The 15,828-nt window shown below is 61.0% G+C and carries 13 protein-coding genes; 5 read left to right on the top strand and 8 right to left on the bottom strand.

Annotated features, from left to right (window positions below):
* Positions 1-976 precede the first annotated feature (976 nt).
* The 4 genes from QR78_RS32685 to QR78_RS10985 form a co-directional block, all read right to left on the bottom strand.
* A complete protein-coding gene (locus tag QR78_RS32685; RefSeq protein ID WP_082171521.1) occupies positions 977-2,746 on the bottom strand; it encodes a GmrSD restriction endonuclease domain-containing protein in 1,770 nt (589 codons plus the stop codon).
* A 169-nt stretch (positions 2,747-2,915) separates the two neighbouring features.
* Positions 2,916-3,122 (bottom strand): hypothetical protein, encoded by a 207-nt coding sequence (locus QR78_RS10995; RefSeq protein WP_048427556.1) that lies wholly within the window; start codon positions 3,120-3,122, stop codon positions 2,916-2,918.
* 228 nt (positions 3,123-3,350) lie between these two features.
* Positions 3,351-3,608, bottom strand: a complete 258-nt coding sequence (locus QR78_RS10990) for a helix-turn-helix domain-containing protein (RefSeq protein ID WP_048427555.1) — start codon at positions 3,606-3,608, stop codon at positions 3,351-3,353.
* A 16-nt stretch (positions 3,609-3,624) separates the two neighbouring features.
* The gene (locus tag QR78_RS10985; protein WP_125900848.1) at positions 3,625-3,951 is read right to left on the bottom strand and encodes a hypothetical protein; all 327 of its coding nucleotides are present in this window, start codon (positions 3,949-3,951) and stop codon (positions 3,625-3,627) included.
* Between the two features lie 170 nt (positions 3,952-4,121).
* Here QR78_RS10985 and QR78_RS10980 point away from each other — a divergent pair, with 170 nt between their 5' ends.
* Both QR78_RS10980 and QR78_RS10975 read left to right on the top strand, forming a co-directional pair.
* A complete protein-coding gene (locus tag QR78_RS10980; protein ID WP_342027890.1) occupies positions 4,122-4,280 on the top strand; it encodes a hypothetical protein in 159 nt (52 codons plus the stop codon).
* Between the two features lie 377 nt (positions 4,281-4,657).
* Positions 4,658-4,921, top strand: a complete 264-nt coding sequence (locus QR78_RS10975; protein WP_048427552.1) for a hypothetical protein — start codon at positions 4,658-4,660, stop codon at positions 4,919-4,921.
* Between the two features lie 666 nt (positions 4,922-5,587).
* On the opposite strand, the gene QR78_RS34055 is transcribed toward QR78_RS10975, so the two are convergent.
* From QR78_RS34055 to QR78_RS10970, 3 genes are all read right to left on the bottom strand, one after another.
* Positions 5,588-6,439 (bottom strand): hypothetical protein, encoded by an 852-nt coding sequence (locus tag QR78_RS34055; protein WP_125900846.1) that lies wholly within the window; start codon positions 6,437-6,439, stop codon positions 5,588-5,590.
* Between the two features lie 33 nt (positions 6,440-6,472).
* Positions 6,473-7,447, bottom strand: coding sequence for a hypothetical protein (locus tag QR78_RS34050; RefSeq protein ID WP_125900844.1), 975 nt, complete (start codon positions 7,445-7,447; stop codon positions 6,473-6,475).
* Between the two features lie 197 nt (positions 7,448-7,644).
* Positions 7,645-8,322, bottom strand: a complete 678-nt coding sequence (locus QR78_RS10970; RefSeq protein WP_048427551.1) for a recombinase family protein — start codon at positions 8,320-8,322, stop codon at positions 7,645-7,647.
* A 362-nt stretch (positions 8,323-8,684) separates the two neighbouring features.
* Between QR78_RS10970 and QR78_RS10965 the strand changes: the two genes are divergently transcribed.
* The 3 genes from QR78_RS10965 (at position 8,685) to QR78_RS10955 (ending at position 14,557) form a co-directional block, all read left to right on the top strand.
* Positions 8,685-9,044: a hypothetical protein gene (locus QR78_RS10965; RefSeq protein WP_048427550.1), complete on the top strand. Its 360-nt coding sequence runs from the start codon at positions 8,685-8,687 to the stop codon at positions 9,042-9,044.
* 91 nt (positions 9,045-9,135) lie between these two features.
* Complete coding sequence (locus QR78_RS10960; RefSeq protein WP_048427549.1) at positions 9,136-9,345, top strand: hypothetical protein; 210 nt, start codon at positions 9,136-9,138, stop codon at positions 9,343-9,345.
* On the top strand, positions 9,338-14,557 hold the full coding sequence (locus QR78_RS10955) for a phage tail tape measure protein (protein WP_048427548.1): 5,220 nt from the start codon (positions 9,338-9,340) through the stop codon (positions 14,555-14,557). The genes QR78_RS10960 and QR78_RS10955 overlap by 8 nt, the downstream gene beginning before the upstream one ends.
* 50 nt (positions 14,558-14,607) lie before the next feature.
* On the opposite strand, the gene QR78_RS34045 is transcribed toward QR78_RS10955, so the two are convergent.
* Complete coding sequence (locus QR78_RS34045) at positions 14,608-15,663, bottom strand: hypothetical protein (protein WP_125901180.1); 1,056 nt, start codon at positions 15,661-15,663, stop codon at positions 14,608-14,610.
* Positions 15,664-15,828: the final 165 nt, after the last annotated feature.

Here is a 15,828-nt window from a genome sequence, read left to right as displayed (position 1 = left end):
ACTTCAATCGGCGTTGACAGGTGCCAAAGCGATGGCCGGCTTCGGCTGCGGGGCCGCCTGCACTTGTCCGCCGGGATCGCGGTTCCGGATTGCTGCAGGTGCGTCATGAACCCTTGCGGTATCGCTACAAGACGACCGCCTTCGTGGCTGCCACTTTCGGCGTCGTGAGGTCGGTGCTCACTAAATATGAGATCCAGGCGCGTCCCTGCGGGAGCGTGCTCTACTCGCCGCTTGCAACGGCTCACCGAACCCGCATCCGCGGTTTCGACCCTTCGGGTGACGATCACATCGCGCGGCCGACATCCAGGCATCGCGTCGATCCGGGCGGATACAGGAGGAGCCCAGATCCTTTCCGGGGACTAGGGGTCGGCGGTTCGAAGCCTCAAGCTCCGACCATTACAAAACAATCACTTAGCTTATATTGCGAGTGCTAGTGTCTTCTTAAGATCCGGAAATATGAATTCAATCCGAAATCACATTCAGACAATTTGGTAGTTGTCATGGCTCTGACTGGAGCAGCGCTTGAAAGGTGCACTGCCTTCTTTCTGAGCGATCTCACGCTCGAGGGTCCAAATCATACAGCGTCTGCGAGAGGTGTGCGCCCCTCATTCGTAATGAGGGGTCGGGGGTTCGAATCCCTCTTGCGGCACCACTTTTATCTCTTACAAATCAACGACTTAGGCCGCAGCGAGGCAGCTTGGTGCTTACCAGAGTGTTGAGCTGGTAAGCATCTGGTAAGCAGTCGCGACCGGGGCTGCTCGTCGGCTGAGGCACTCAGCACACCAGCCCATTGGCATACCAATCTCACAGCTGAGCCACTCTGTCGCACCGCCCTTGCCGCTACCGTCGTCGTATGGAGCCACACAGGTGGCGGGGGGCATTCTCTTAGACATCGCGAAGAGCCGCACGTGCCCCTTCGCGATGCCAAACTCACCTGGCCTGGGTCATGGTTCAAGCTATTCTGAAGCCCCGAACTTTATTCGGCGTACTCGCTTTCGCTCATATGCACATGCGCTTCATCAAGCACTTGAGGTAGATCATGCCCTGTAGCTTTCGCTATCAAGCGCATAATTTTCTTCCGTCTATTCGATACAAATTCTGAAAAAACTTCTTTAGAAAAATCTTGACTTATTTTGCTCTTAGTTATTGCATGCGCCTCAAGTATGCCGTCGCTCAATCCACCGGAGCCAACGATTTTCGAGTTCAAAATATAAATATGAGGCGCTTCAGCTCCAATCATTTTATTTGTCTCAGATAGTATTGGCGTTCTGTTCAATATAGCATTTGCTCCATATCCCTTGATACCAAAATTTCGGAGAAATTGCTGAGGATAAATATGATGATCTTCAATAATATTTGGCTCTTTGACATCTTTCAGTAGTGCGTTGCCGATGCCAAAATCGCGCGCACCATTTGAGATCAGAAGCGTTATAATACCGCGATATATTGTCGAGGTTTTGGTTGCATCATCGATCTCCTCAGGACTAAAGCCAAATGTCCGTATTACCTCAGGAAGTGCCTCATCATTGTCTCTGTACCCATTATCTTGACGCCACTCGCGGACCAGCCTCGCGCTTTTAGTTTCCGGTGCGCCGGAAAGGTACAAGGAAAAAACCAAATTCCAGTATAAACGTGATAACTTTGCAAAATGCCTCTCTCTTGAAAACCTTACATCTGAAACCATGATAGAAAGCGGACTTACAACATCTATAGAGGGGATGAACTCATATTTTATGCATCCAAACTCATGCCTCATAATACCTAGGATTTTATCTAGAGCAGAAACAGATTTGTCCCAGTTTTCAGCGATCGCCTCCACTGGAAGCTGGAGAAGATCGCCCTTTTTGCACTGTCCATTATACATTAAGCCAATAATTCTCGGAAGATAACTCGAGGCTATCAAGGTGCCATTAGGATCGAAATATTTGATATTTTCAAACCGTGATGCCGCATCCTCTAAATTATCTCGTAATCTTATCCCCTTTTTGAATGATTTTGCGACTAATAGATCAAATACAGTCAATTTGACGCCCGTTGTATTTATTGTCTCAAAAACTGTGCAAATAACATCTGGCTTCGTGTCGCGGGTAATCTTTTCGTAATTTATCTGATATCCGGTTACCTTTTCTATAAAATCCGTCTGAAATCGTGACGATATTCTCGCTAATTTTTCAAATTCATCTGATGATCCTTTTGCAAAAGCGAAATTGTACCGAGATAGCCAATCGGCATAGTTACTGCCACGAGGCTCTTTGAATATAATATCAAGTGGAAACAGTCCTTTTGAGGTTTCATCAGAAGTATTATTAAGCTCTTTCGCGATCTTAGAAGGTTTTACGAAAACAAAGTAGTCTTCCAAAGCGGAGCCGTCCACTTCTTCACCCTGCTTGATTTTATCAACGAATGATGAATAATTAAAATAATATCTTCCTGAGTGCCTTGTCGCGACAAGCGTGCCAACAAACGCTCTATAGCAAGCAGTTAGCCTCTGCTGCCCATCCAGAACTAGAAGCGTGTCTCTATCTTTAATATCTTTTAACTCCGGCACTCCATCTATTGGGCGATAGTCATAACTATCGTTATTCTCCATCAATAGCATAGATCCAATAGGATAACCATTAAATAGAGATGTTAATAATTTCAAAACTGCACTGGGCTGCCATACAAAATCTCTTTGAAACTGAGGTAGGACAATTCTGTTGCTCTCAACATCTGCAATTATCTTTTTCAATTGCTCGGTAGCCATAGTTCGCTCCTAGAGATTTTAAAGTGTCGTGTTGCAGAGTGCATACAACTTCAACCTTGCTGCAAGCTGAATCCTCGCTTGCCCAGTTTGGCCGGTCCCGTGTCGCTATCGTTCAGGGCGGGTTGCCGGCCTGAGCGGCGGCTCTCTTTGCCCCTCAAACCCGGACGCCTCACGCAGCCAGACGCCCCCGCCCGCCCTGCAGCACCGCGACCACCACATCCTGCCGGCGCGCGGTAGCCTCGAGCGCCACCAGATCGGCGCCGCAGGCCTCAAACGTGCCGGTCACCAGCGCCTCGCGCCGCCGGGCCTCGCCCTCGCAGATGTCGGCCTCCTCCGGGTCGCCGGCCACCCGATACAGGACCGCCTCGAGGTCCAATCCCCCGCCACCCTGGCGGCTCCAGATGCGGGGCGCCAACATCGCGACACCACTGCGCCGGGTTGCCCAGCAGGGCGAGCATCCGGGTGACACCTGGTGCGCTGATGGGCACCGGGTATCACCCCCCCGCCAGCCGGGGCGTCCGATGACCCGAGCAGCAACACAGCACTCCAGCAACGCAGCAGACTGCTGGAGTGCTGCGTTGCTGGGCTGCTGGCAACGGACCCCTCAGCCCTCCCCCACCTCGCGCGTCCACTCGCCTTCATCCGCCTCCAGAAGCTCCGGCACCTCGCACCCGATACCGGCACCGATGCGCTCCAGGTCATCCAGCCGGATGTCGTCGGCGCCGGCTTCGATGGCCGCGAGGCGCTCCGGCCCACCGCACCCAATCCGGCCGGCCATCTCGGCCAGGGTGAGCCCGTGCGCGGCTCGGAAGGCGGACACACGCCGGCCGACGCGGGCGTGCCAATCACTGACGGCAATCATCGTTCTCTCCAGTGGTTCAGTGGGTGGCGGCGCGGCGGGCGGCATGAGCCGACGCCCACGCAGTCTTGAGCCCGTGCGCCATCGCGGTGCGCCAGCAGCCGCGGGCGAGGCAGCCGTTCAGGACGGCCCGGGCGTGATGGACGGCGAAGGCCATGATGGCCCGGCGATCGAAGCCGCCCGCCGCCGTCCAGAGGCCGGCCTTGGTGCCACTTGCGGCCCGCAGAGCCTCCACCCTGGCGGCTTGAACGCTCGCAAGGTGGGCGCGCCGCGCCACCGCCGGCTGGCGCTCGGCTTGAAGCTCGTGCATGGCGGTGGACCAGGAGAGGGAGCGGCGGGCTGACATCGGCGTTCACCTATTGGTGATAAAATCACCATATGAGGTGCAACCATCACTGGTTTGATGTCAACCTCTTAAGGTGATAATTTCACCATATGAAGCCGTTTCAATCCCGCATGGCCCGGGCCGCACTCGCCTGGAGTACACAGGATCTCGCGCGAGAGGCCGAGGTTGGTGTGAACACCGTCAACCGCTTCGAGGCGGGACAGGACGCACGCCTGAGCAGCGTCGAGAAGATGCAGCGAGCCCTGGAGAAGGGCGGTATCGAGTTCATCCCGGAGAACGGCACTAGCAGTAGGGGCGGCGCCGGGGTGCGGCTGCGCGAAAGCGGATGAATGCCCGCGGCAGTCGGACTTCGCGGAGGCTGCCGGGGTTACCTCTTCAGCGTGGTGGACTTTGAGATGTAGCGCCGCGCGGTCTCGGCGAGGCCGTGGGGAAGCTGACGGCCTCTCCCCAGGGTCGGTATGGAGTTCACCAACGGCGGCAAGCCGGGTGGTTTGGGCTTGGCTCTGGACGCCGCGGAGAAGGTCGCCTAGATCTTCTAGCGGGAGCCACCGTGCCCTTGGTGGATGAGCGCATTGACCAGCCGCGCGCTCAATGACCGAACTACCGCACGCTCGACGACCCGGTCATCCATGTCTCAGCGCGTCGCATCGCATCGGCGGCAAACCTAACTGCTGACGCGCTTTACGCGCAGCAGCGGAGCCATGCGATGAAGACCATCTATCTCGACCAATCCGACAAGCCTGCTATCGACCGCCTGCGCGCCAAGGCGCGCCGCAAAGGTCTTCGCATCGAGAAGAGCCGGCAGCAGATCCACTGCAACAACCGGGGCGGCCTTCAGCTGCTGGTTTACAATCAAGTGCTAGCTGGTGTCGATTATGGCCTCAGCCTGGCCCAGGCTGAGCACTGGATCGATCACTATCAAGACGCCGACAGCGCCTTGATGTCTCTCGTACCCCGGCAGGCAGCATGATTTAGCTGCGGCCGGCATCTCATTCGCCGGCCGCAGCGCACCGGGTCGGCGTCCATTCCGACGACGAGGTGCGCGGTCTACCGGCAGAGGCATGTGATGAGAAGTGACGTCTTGTCCGCAGCCGATGACCACCCCGCGCACCTGCCAGGGAGCAAGGGATGCGGGCCGCTCGATGCAAGCCGCAGGATGCCGGCGATTGGGAGCGGAGGCATCGAAAAGCGCCACTGGTGCGTTGGTGAGGCCTCGCTCGCAGAGGGGGAGCCCTTCATGACGAGAGAGCAGCTACACCTCATGGCCCACCTCGATGACGTCGGTAGCTGGATCACGCTCTTCGAGCGGTCCGGTGCAACCCCCCCCTCGTTCAGGATGACGACCTGTTCGTCCCCAGCGGCGCCGCCCGAGGATGGGCCGACCACGATCCGGTCGACGCAGCGGTCCGCATCACGAACAAGGGCCGCAGCGCACTGGAGGACAGCATTTTCCTGCAGCGGGGGCGGTGACGAGCTAGGCTAGACGCTAGAAACCAATGCCAGGTGTGCCTCTCGTAAGTGTGAACGCTTGGACGCCCCCTACCTGAAGCTGGTGACAGCAATCTGTCATGCCAGCACCTTCATCTCACGCTTGTGGCGAACGCCAGAGTTAGGAGGCGCTTCTCTGTACATGTCCCTACTCTTGGCTATCGAGCCCGAACCGCAGCGGGCCGCCGTCAACGCGGTCTGTAGGCATGGCACCCCCGCATTGTACGTCGAGCCATTTCGTGACAACGGATCGAACAAATTCCCGCGCCTCGATAAGATTCATCAAAGAAGAATGATCGAGGCTAGAATTGCGCTTAGAAGCTCCATGACGTCCAAGAGGGCGGTTATTGGCAGCAGCCTTAAAACCGTTCAAGGCCTCACGCTTCGCAAGATTTACATCCGTGAGCTTGTCAAGACTTACGCCCATATCTCCAGCGATATCTTCTAATATTCGATAGTATTCTGACCAATTCGGAGGTCCCGCTATGACCAATGCAGCAGACGCCGCCAGTGGTTTAATGGTCATAAGATCAACGCGGCTGTTCCGCATTGCGGCTAAATTCGGGTGGCGATCGACGGTGATCAAACGACCAGAGTACCTAGGCGCGCCTTCTCCGAATACCATCGACCGCCCACCCCCTTGATATTGAATTTCCGCCGACACCGGCGTCACGGGCACAAAGTTGCTGTCAGCAAGTGCAGCGTAGCCATTGAGGGGCGCCAGTATCTCGCGAGCAATCCAACTTGCCGCGCCGTGGGCGGCCTCTACGAGCGGCAGGCAGGCATCCCCAGTCACGAACGTTTGCCGGTCCGTTGCGTCTGTCACTTTATCCATCCGGCCGTCCTTACGGCCTTGCAGGCCTGTCACGACGTGAAGTCCGGGATAGCCCCCTTCTGGAAAAAGCAGGGCCAAGGCGTAGAGATCATCAACATGACCACTAACGAAAATTTTGATGATCATTTTATATTCCAAGTTTTTGCTCAAATACTGCAATTTCATGATAAAATTGCTGGGTATCACATCCAATGAAGACTATTTCGACTGGCAAACCGCCCTCCTAAAGCTGGAAAATGAAGGCTTTCGTTTCTCCCTGCACGCCTGCTCGCATGACAACTTCAGATCAGTGTCTCGATAATTTGGATTGTTGTAAGCCAGCAAATTGACGGGTCTCTGATTAGCCATTGAAATCATCATTTGGCCATACGAGCACGATTTTTGATCCTGGCGAGCACACTCTTCTAAAACACCGTTGTAGAGCATGCTGCAATCATCATCTCTAAGATCGCCTTTTTTCACCGGCGTCTTCGAAACATTCAGCTGTCCGTTCGCGAACACGGCTCTAACCTCCTGGCCATTATCAATGCCGAGTTCAAAACTTATCCTACCCCTACCAACGAGATATTCGAACCGTTCATACCCAGCTGGTATAGCAGCCCGATAAATCCTTCCATTTTCATCAACATATATCAATCCGTGGCTGTTCAGGGTTCCAGAGCCACCAGGATTTGTAGAATATAGCAGAACGCCACCACCCTCAAACGGCACAAAGCCATCTACTGAGAGATATTCGTCTTGAAATTCTTCAATCAAATTTTCATTATATTTGATATACGGCTTTATCTCCGGTTTTTCACCATAAATACTGCCCGTAGAAATCTTGATCCAGCCATTCTTAATGGCAAACGCGCTCGCGTGCCTATCCTCAAAGTTTGGTTTCTGCGCCTGAGGCACCCGGCTGGGGGATGGATAGTCCGGACGCTTTATTTCATGGTTGCGGTCCGGCGGCCCCTGCTCGGGGCCCCTCCCCCCGCGTGATCCTACCTGCCCGCATTCGATAACCGCTGACGCGGCACAGAATTCCGAGGCCGAGACGCCGCCCCGCGTTGCATCTGGCCTGATCTGTTCGATCCTTAGACAGGCCAGCCCCCGGTCTCTGAGGCAGTCGGCTCGCGCCGGCCATGACGCAAGAATGGTCCAGAGCAGGATGGAGACGGCGATGGGCTTCACGGCGTACGCTCAACGGGCGATGGCTAGAGGCTCCACTAAGCGGCATCGGCGCCAAGCTGCGCAAGTCGAGATGGTCACGGGTGCGATAGCCACCCCTTCATCCACCCGCAATCCAGCGACTCGCGCGCCGGGTCGTCGGTTCGGTGTCTGGCTCCTAATGATTGCGATTGCCAGCAGCCCAGCACCACAGCAGCCTGTCATGCCAGCTGCGCCAGCACCCGCCGCACCGCCGTCGCCGTCCAGGTCGCGCCCCGCGACGTGGTGAGCCCCCGCCGGTCGAGGCCGGCCGCCAACTCGCGCAGGGACGTAGCGCCCTTCGCCCGTAGCTCAGCGATGTCGCGCGCCAGATCCTCCGCCCTGTGCTTGGCCCCGGCCGACCGCACCGAGGCGCTGGCGGCGGCGGCTCGGCCGGCCTGAGCCGGAAGGTGGTGCGTCGGGCCGCCGAGCTTCACGCCCCGCTCCTTCGCGGCAGCGAGCGCGGCCTTGGTGCGGGCCGAGATCATCTTCCGTTCGGCCTGTGCCACCACCGCCATGATGCCGACCACCATCTCATTGGCCTCGGGCATGTCGGCGGCGACGAAGCGCACCCCCGCCCGCTGGAGGCCCAACAGGAAGTGGGCATCGCGCGACAGCCGGTCCAGCTTGGCGATGACCAGCGTCGCACCGTGGAGGCGACAGAGGCGGAGGGCCTCGGCCAGCTTCGGCCGGTCCGCCCGCTTGCCGCTCTCCACCTCCACCACCTCGGTGACCAGGGTCCACCGCCCACCATTCAGGAAGTCGGTCACCGCCTTGCGCTGCGCCTCCAGCCCGAGACCGGACGCACCCTGCTTCGCAGTGCTCACCCGCAGGTAGCTGACGAACCGACCTTCAGCCATGGGTGGCACTTCGCTCTACTGTGTCGTCCGCCTGTACGTCCGTACTGGCTAATGACACACTTTCGCACGAGCGAGCCTGATGGCGGCACAGCTTTATCTCTTAGATCACGAGATAAATATATTGACTGCATCGCCAAGATATGCCGATCATGACCCCCACTTTTTCTGTAGAATTTTTGCCCTCTCAATCACATTGTCCGACTTTTACTCAGGATATATTTTGCATTTACCGGGTAATTACAACGCCGCACGCCTGTAACTCCAAGATCTTAGATCAAACATACCTAGCTCTTGAAGTATATGCCCTACAATCCACCCACCACCGTAGCCATATTGTCTCTTGCGCCAACAGGAGAGCAATCATGCAGAAGTCCAGCACCACCAGCCCCGCCCCGTCGATCACCATCAACGTCGGTGACAAGCCGACCGAGATCTTGATGTCCTTCGGCCGCCTGAACGAGCTGGCGGAGCTGGTGGGTGCCATGGAGCGGCTGCCAGAGATCGACCTCAACCCGAGCACCAGCGCGTCGGCCCTGGAGATCTGCCTGGCACCTCGGGACGAGCGCGGCCGGCGCACCGACGCCGAGTGGTTTATTCCGCCCGACCTCAGCGTCCAGGACGGCTGCGCGATCCTCGACTTCGCGAAGGAACACCTCGCCGATTTTTTCTCGGGCGAATGGAGAAGCAGCTCCTCAACCTCAAGACCAGCGAGGAGCGAATGAAGGCTGTCGGGTCGTTGCTGAGTGGTTTGGTTCCCTCAGCTTCGTAGACACCCTGATCTTCGCGCTCGGCGTCAGGCCGAGCGCGCTGCCGGTGGTCTATTGGTCCCATACCTTCGAAGACCTCCGGCGCCTCACCGACGTTCGGGTGCAGTTCGAGATGGTCAAGGCCATGAGTACGACGGAAAGTCTACTCTACACGGCCGGCCAGATCTTCGGGTCCAAGACGGGCACGAAGCGGGAAGAGCAGCCCCTGAGCAGCGTGTCCGACATGCTGGCATTCGCGAAGATGGTCAATGGCTGACGAGAATCAGATCGACGTCCCGCTGAACGTCGACGCTTCGCCCCTGGAGCAGGGTTTCGAGCGATCCGCCCGGACCCTGCGCGACATGCTCGACACGGCCAGTCGGCTCGGTGAGCAGTTGCGGGGCGCCGCCAAGGCGCTCGAGCCGATGTCGGCACAGGCCGCCAGTGGCGGGGCCTCGCAGATCCAGCAGGCTGTGGCGAGCCTGCGCGCAGCGACCGCGGCTCTGACCGCGGCACAGGCGGCAACCCGCGCGGGCACGGGTGCTGGCAGTGGTCCGCCCCCGCCAGCCGGTGCCGGCGGTGGTACCGGCGGCGGCCTCCCCGGCGCGGCTGGCGGCGCAGGCGGTGCGGGCACTCCGCCCGGCAGCCTATTCGGCCTTCAGGCTCAGATCGCAGCCAACTACGCGACCATCGGTTCCGGCATCGCCGTACTACGGACCGGGTTGCAGCAGCTCACCGAGTTCGACGACAGGCTCCGCCAGTTCCAGGCCATCACCGAGACCACCAACACCGAGATGGCCGGCTTCCGGGACCAGCTGCTCAGCGTCGCGGCGACCTCGCGCTTCAGCGTCACCGAGCTGGCCGCCGTTTCAATCCAGCTCGGCCAGATCGGCCTGTCCGCCAAGGGCGTGGGCCAGACGCTGAAGCCGGTGCTCGACCTGGCCGCCGCGTCCGGGTCCACCCTCCAGCAGTCGGTGGAGGCCATCACCTCGGTGCTCGGGGCCTACAACCTGGAGGCCAGCCGTTCGGGCGACGTGGCCGACGTGTTCGTGGGTGCCCTGAACCGCACCAAGCTCGGGATGGATCAGCTCCAGCTCGGCATCTCGTATGCGGCGAATGTCGCCCGTGACAGCGGCGTGTCGTTCACCGAGCTGACAGCGGCGCTCGGCGGCATGGCGCAGGCCGGCATCAAGTCGGGTTCGACGCTCGGCACCGGCCTGCGGCAGTTCTTCCAGGAGTTCACCGCTCCCACCGACAAGCTGAAGGACGGCCTCCGCCAGGTCGGGCTCAGCCTCGCGGATGTGGACCTGCGGGCCAACGGCCTCATCGGCGTCATCGAGAACCTGCGGCGGGCCGGCTTCGGCACGTCCGAGGCCCTGCGCTCGCTCGACTTGCGAGCGGCCTCCGCCTTCTCGGCCATGCTCGGCCAGATCGACACCATCAAGCAGCTCGGGGGCGACCTCACGCTGTCGAGCGCGGCGACCGAGGGCGCGGCCAAGGCCAACGAGAGCCTGACGGCCAGCCTCACCCGGTTCAACAACGTCGCCTTCGGCGTGCTCGACAAGAGCCTCCGGCCGATGGTCGCCGGGCTCACCGGCGCGGTGGACGGGGCCGCCGCGCTCACCGCTGCCGCCGACAAGCTCGGGGTGGTGCTCCCCATCGTCGGCACCGGGCTCGGCACCATCGCGGTGGCCGCCGCCGGCCTGCGGCTCGGGGCGCTCGCGGCCAGCCTCGCCCCGCTCCTGGCAGGCCTCGCCAACCCGGCGGTGCTCGCCATCGCGGCGACCGGCGCGGCTCTGGGGGGCGGGGCTTACCTGGCAAGGATCTTGTCGGACACCGAGCGCGCTAAGGCCGCCCTGGACCAGGTGCGTGCCGTCCGGAACGAGGTGCTGTCCGAACAACAGTCCATCGAGACCGGCATCTCGGGCGTGGACCAGCAGCTTGGCCTCTTGCTGGAGCGCCGGGAGAAGCTGAACGCTGATCCGGTCCTGCGGCGCAACACCATCCTGGAGGCGCAGAAGGCGTTCGGCGACCTCGGGCTGTCCATCTCGGCCAACGCGGCCAGCATCGATGAGCTGATCGCGGCCTACCGCCGGCTCCGCACCGAGCTTCAGGGCCAGAACACCGAGCTGTTACAGCGCCAGTTCGCGGTGACGGCGAAGGAGCTGGATGCCCTTGTCGCCAAAGGCAACGTGGACCGGCGCTCGGCGGACCAGCGCATCGCGGACGCGCTCGGCGGCGGTGCTCCCGAGTATGCCGACCCCCGGTACCCGGTGCGGCCGGTTACCGGCCCCCGGACGGATGACGCCGCGCTCGCCCGCGCCGGCCTCACCGCCCTGAAGCCCTTGCTGGACGTGATCCGCAACCCGGCCTCGCTCGGCCAGGACGATCCGCTCGGGGTGTCGCGCTACCAGCAGCTCATCCTTGATGAGCGCCAGCGCCTCGAGCGCGAGGCTGCGCCGCTTCGGCTCAGCGGCGCCAGCCCGGTGCGGCTCGCAGGGACCACCGACACCCTCGACCGGCTCGACAAGATCGCGGCCTTGTTCGCGGACGCGGTGAAGACCAACAGCAACGCGGTGGCGGCGCAGGGCAAGCTCACCGAGCTGTCGGCCCGGGCCGATGTCTCCCGCCTCCAGCAGGCCCCCGAGTTCCAGGCCTTCGGGCAGCGGGCTGCCGACCTCCAGGCGGGGCTGGCCGAGCGCAGCCGGGCGGTGGACGCGGACCGCGGCCTGTCCGGCACCGAGAAGAAGGACCGGATCGTCACCGCGATCCGGGACACGCAAGGCGACGCCGCGCGCCTGGAGGCCGAGTTCGGCCGATACCTGGACGGCCTGCGGGCAGCCGGTGCGGCCGACAAGACGGTCACCGAGGCCGGTGCCCGCATCGCGGACCAGCTCAAGAGCCTCCGGCGCGGCGTCACGAAGGAGCTGGACGAGATCGCGTCCAGCATCCGGCCGGACCTGACGCGCGAGCTTCAGGCCGAGCGCAAGGCCACCGCGGCGCAGATCGACACGCTGATGAAGCGTGCGGGGGTGACCCGGGACACGGCCGAGCCGGGCGAGATCGAAGCTCAGGTGAAGGCCCTGGTGGAGCGCCAGCGGGTGATTGCCCGGCAGCTCATTGAGGCCGAGACCGCCAACCCTGACGAGGTGGTGAACCGGGCCGAGCTGCGCGACCGCCTGGCCGCCGCGAATGAGGAGCTGGACGCACGCCTGGCCGGCTACACCGACCGCCTGGTGGAGGCCCGCAAGCGGGTCACGGAAGCGGTGCTCACCGCGCAGGAACGGGCGCTCGGCCGGCAGAAGGCCGTGATCGACGCACAGGTGGCGCAGCTCGACAAGCAGATCCGCGACCCGGCCACCACCGTGGACAAGGCCGCCGAGCTGGCCGCCAAGGTGCGCGAGCTGTTGCAGCAGGCCATCGGCATCGTGGACCAGCAGGGCCAGATCCGCCTGGCCCGGGAGGCGGTGAGCGCCCCGGTCGGGTTCAACCGGACCCCGGCCCTGTCCGAGAGCGCCAATGCGGTGGCGCGCCAGGTCGCGGACGCGGCGGAGGGTGCCGGCCGGAACGACCGGCTGCGGACCTTGCTGCGGTTCGGGTCGTTCGAGAGCGACTTCAACCCGCAGGCCGTCAGCTCCACCGGGGCGCGCGGCGTGTTCCAGTTCACCAGGGGGACGGCGGCGGACTTCGGCCTGTCCGACCCCACCAACGTGGCTCAGTCGGCCCTGGCCGCGATCCGGTACTTCGACCAGATCGACAAGACCCTTCGCTCGAAGGGCCTGAACCTGTCCGACGACAACCGCTATGTGCTCTACAACCAGGGCGAGGGCGGCGGCTCGGCGCTGCTGGCCAGCCCCGGTAAGGGCGCGGTTCAGGCCTTGATCGATGCCGGGGTGGAGGCGGGCCGGGCGCGCCAGGCCATCACCGCCAACGGCGGCCGGACTGACGACATGTCGGCCGAGTTCGTCACCCGGCTGCTGGCCGCCTTCAACGCCAAGGCCTCCCGAGCCGACCGCCTGGTGGCCCCCACCGGGGACGCGCTCGATGAGGGCGAGGCCGCCGGCCGGAAGGCGCGGGCAGAGGCCGCCGCGACCGAGGAATCCAACGCCCGCGCCATTCGCCAGAAGCGCCTAGCCCTGGAGCAACGGCAGCTCGCCCGTGACGAGCAGTCGCTTACGGATAAGCTGTCGCTCGACAAGCGGGCCGTGGGCCGGACGGCCGACCTTGCGCCGGCCTCCCGCACCATCACCGACCTGGCGGCCCTCCGGGATAAGGAGCTGATGCGGGAGAAGGCCAGCGACCGCTTCACGTCCCTCGCGCCCGACGAGAAGACGGACCAGCTCGCGCGGGTCCAGCGCAGCTACGCCGACCGCGCCGCCAAGCTGGTGGAGGAGAACGCGAAGGCCATCGGTGAGGCCACGCTGAAGACCTACCGGGAGGAGGCCGAGCGCACCAAGGCCCGGGCCGACTTCCTGAAGGGTGAGGAGACCTCGGGCAAGGTGTCGGCCGGCGAGGTGCAGGCCGCCGACACCGCGGCGCGCCAGGCGGCCGACCGGCTGAAGCTGGAAGGCCAGGCCGCTGCGGTGAAGGCTGAGGAAGTGGCGCTCGAGCAGCAGCTCGCGCAGCTCCAGGACAAGGGCCTGGTGTCCGAGACCGGGCGCGCGGCCATCCAGGAACGGATTGTGGAGCTGAAGAAGCGGGAGGCCAAGTACGCCGCCAACGCAGGCCTCCAGCGGGGTGTTGAGGCGCGGAAGGACGACTTCGGGGCCGCGCTCAGCCGCGGGTCCCTCGACTTCTTCACGTCGGCCGGGATGATCGACCGCAAGACGGGCGAGTTCAAGACGGCGGCGCAGGAGATGGCTGGCTACTGGCAGCAGGCCATGGGCTCAATGTCCAGTTCGATGGCGAACCTGTTCCAGGGCCTCGCCACCGGCACGGTGAAGGGGAAGGATGCCTTCAAGACTTTCGCCACGTCGATCCTGTCGGACATGGCGTCGATCGCGAGCAAGGCGCTCTCGAACGAGATCATGAAGGCCCTGTTCGGGGGCCTGATGGGCGGTGCCGGTGCGGGTGGCAGCTCGGGCGGCGGGTTGCTCGGCAGCATCGTCGGCGCGATCACCGGGGCGCCGGCTGCGCCCGGCATGGCGACCGGCGGTCTGGTCACGGGCGGGGTAGAGGGTCGGGACAGCGTGCCCCGGACCCTCATGCCTGGTGAGTTCGTCCTGAAGCGGAGCGCGGTGGATGTGATCGGGCGCGAGACGCTCGACCGCATGAACACCATGGGTGCGGGCGTAATGGCGAAGGCTCCCCCGGTCGATCCGGTGAAGTTCGGCGGGCGGGCGGAGGCCAACGCCAACGTCTATGTGGTGGCACCCGAGGCCGTGCCGCAGCCGGGTCCGAACGACTTCGTGGCGGCGATCGGCGACAACATCCAGCGCGGCGGGGCCATCAAGCAGCTCATCAAGCGCGTGGCGGCTGGTCATCAGTAGCGGGGTGCTGGGCTGCTGTAGTGCCAAAACACGGCACTCCAGCACTCCCGTTACGGTGGACTATTTAGACCAACCTCAGACTGGCGCAAAATCTGCTGGACCGCCTGCCACCGAAATCCCCTAGACCATTTATCTTGGCCTTGGAATTCTGAGCTTTGCACGGCGACAATTTTCATCGCCTTGGCGGGCGCCCAAACTTCGCCCTTCGCTACATCACGCACGGCCCAAATCGGTCCGCCACTCAACCCCCTCAGTGTTTTTACTGTCCTTTGTGTGCCATCAACATTGGTCATGTCAGATTGCAGATAGAAAAATAAGTCAAACTGAGGAACGGGATCTTTTACTTTAGGCGTATAATGCAGATAGTCAGTCTCAAGATTGAGCATTGCCTGGCCAACCACGTTTGTGGTTGAGTCGTATTTTAATCCCTCGCCCATGAAACCTGTTATGACGAAGCGATCGTCAGAAATTGCGATGTCTTCCGCCTGAGTAAAGGGCAGAAATGACCACCCGGCCTTGAGTGCAGTGATCGTTTCCGGTTCAAGAAGCTCAACAACGATTACGTCGATCAAGACCGGCGGGGTAATGCGATATACATTATGTTTACCTAAGCTTATTATGGGAACGGAGCCCTGATTGGCCGGCCGCGGTGCGACAGGAACTCCGACGGTCGTCATGTCGATTAATGCGCTATTAGGATCGTCCTCATCCTCGCGAAAAATATGATCGGCGGTGACCATAAAATATCGCTCTTCATGCTCGAATAATGTGCCAGTACCAAGCAAAGAAAGACTGTTTGGGGGCTCAGAGAACAAAGGTAAAGTAAAATTAAGTCGATAATTATTCAACATAACATGTCGTGCTTGCTCAAAATCCGGAGCGGTCACCTGATACAAAAATACCCCATTTGTGTTTATTTCACTTTCAGCGTCAGAAATCGAAAATGGTAGCGGAAGATTACCCTTTTGTGTGTCAAATTCTCTTATGAACTCCCAGTTTTGCTGTATATGACCGCTGCGTTCTACCCCCCAAGGAGTACCCTTCTCAAAAACAGCACGCAATGTTGTTCTTTTCGGCGACGTAGATTTATAAATCTCAATTAGCATCAAATGCCCTCCATATTGCGCTTGTTGTCTTCAGCGGCTCCCGGCTTGGAGAGTATAAGAACTTGCTCAATACGTCGCTACCGCTCTCCGCCGCGGGTCGATAGACCACCTCTAACGCACGACAATCACTCATACCAGTGGCAACAAAGTTCTGGTGCGACAGCA

Source organism: Methylobacterium indicum, assembly GCF_001043895.1.
Classification (GTDB): domain Bacteria; phylum Pseudomonadota; class Alphaproteobacteria; order Rhizobiales; family Beijerinckiaceae; genus Methylobacterium; species Methylobacterium indicum.
This window is presented reverse-complemented; position numbering and strand designations above follow the sequence as displayed.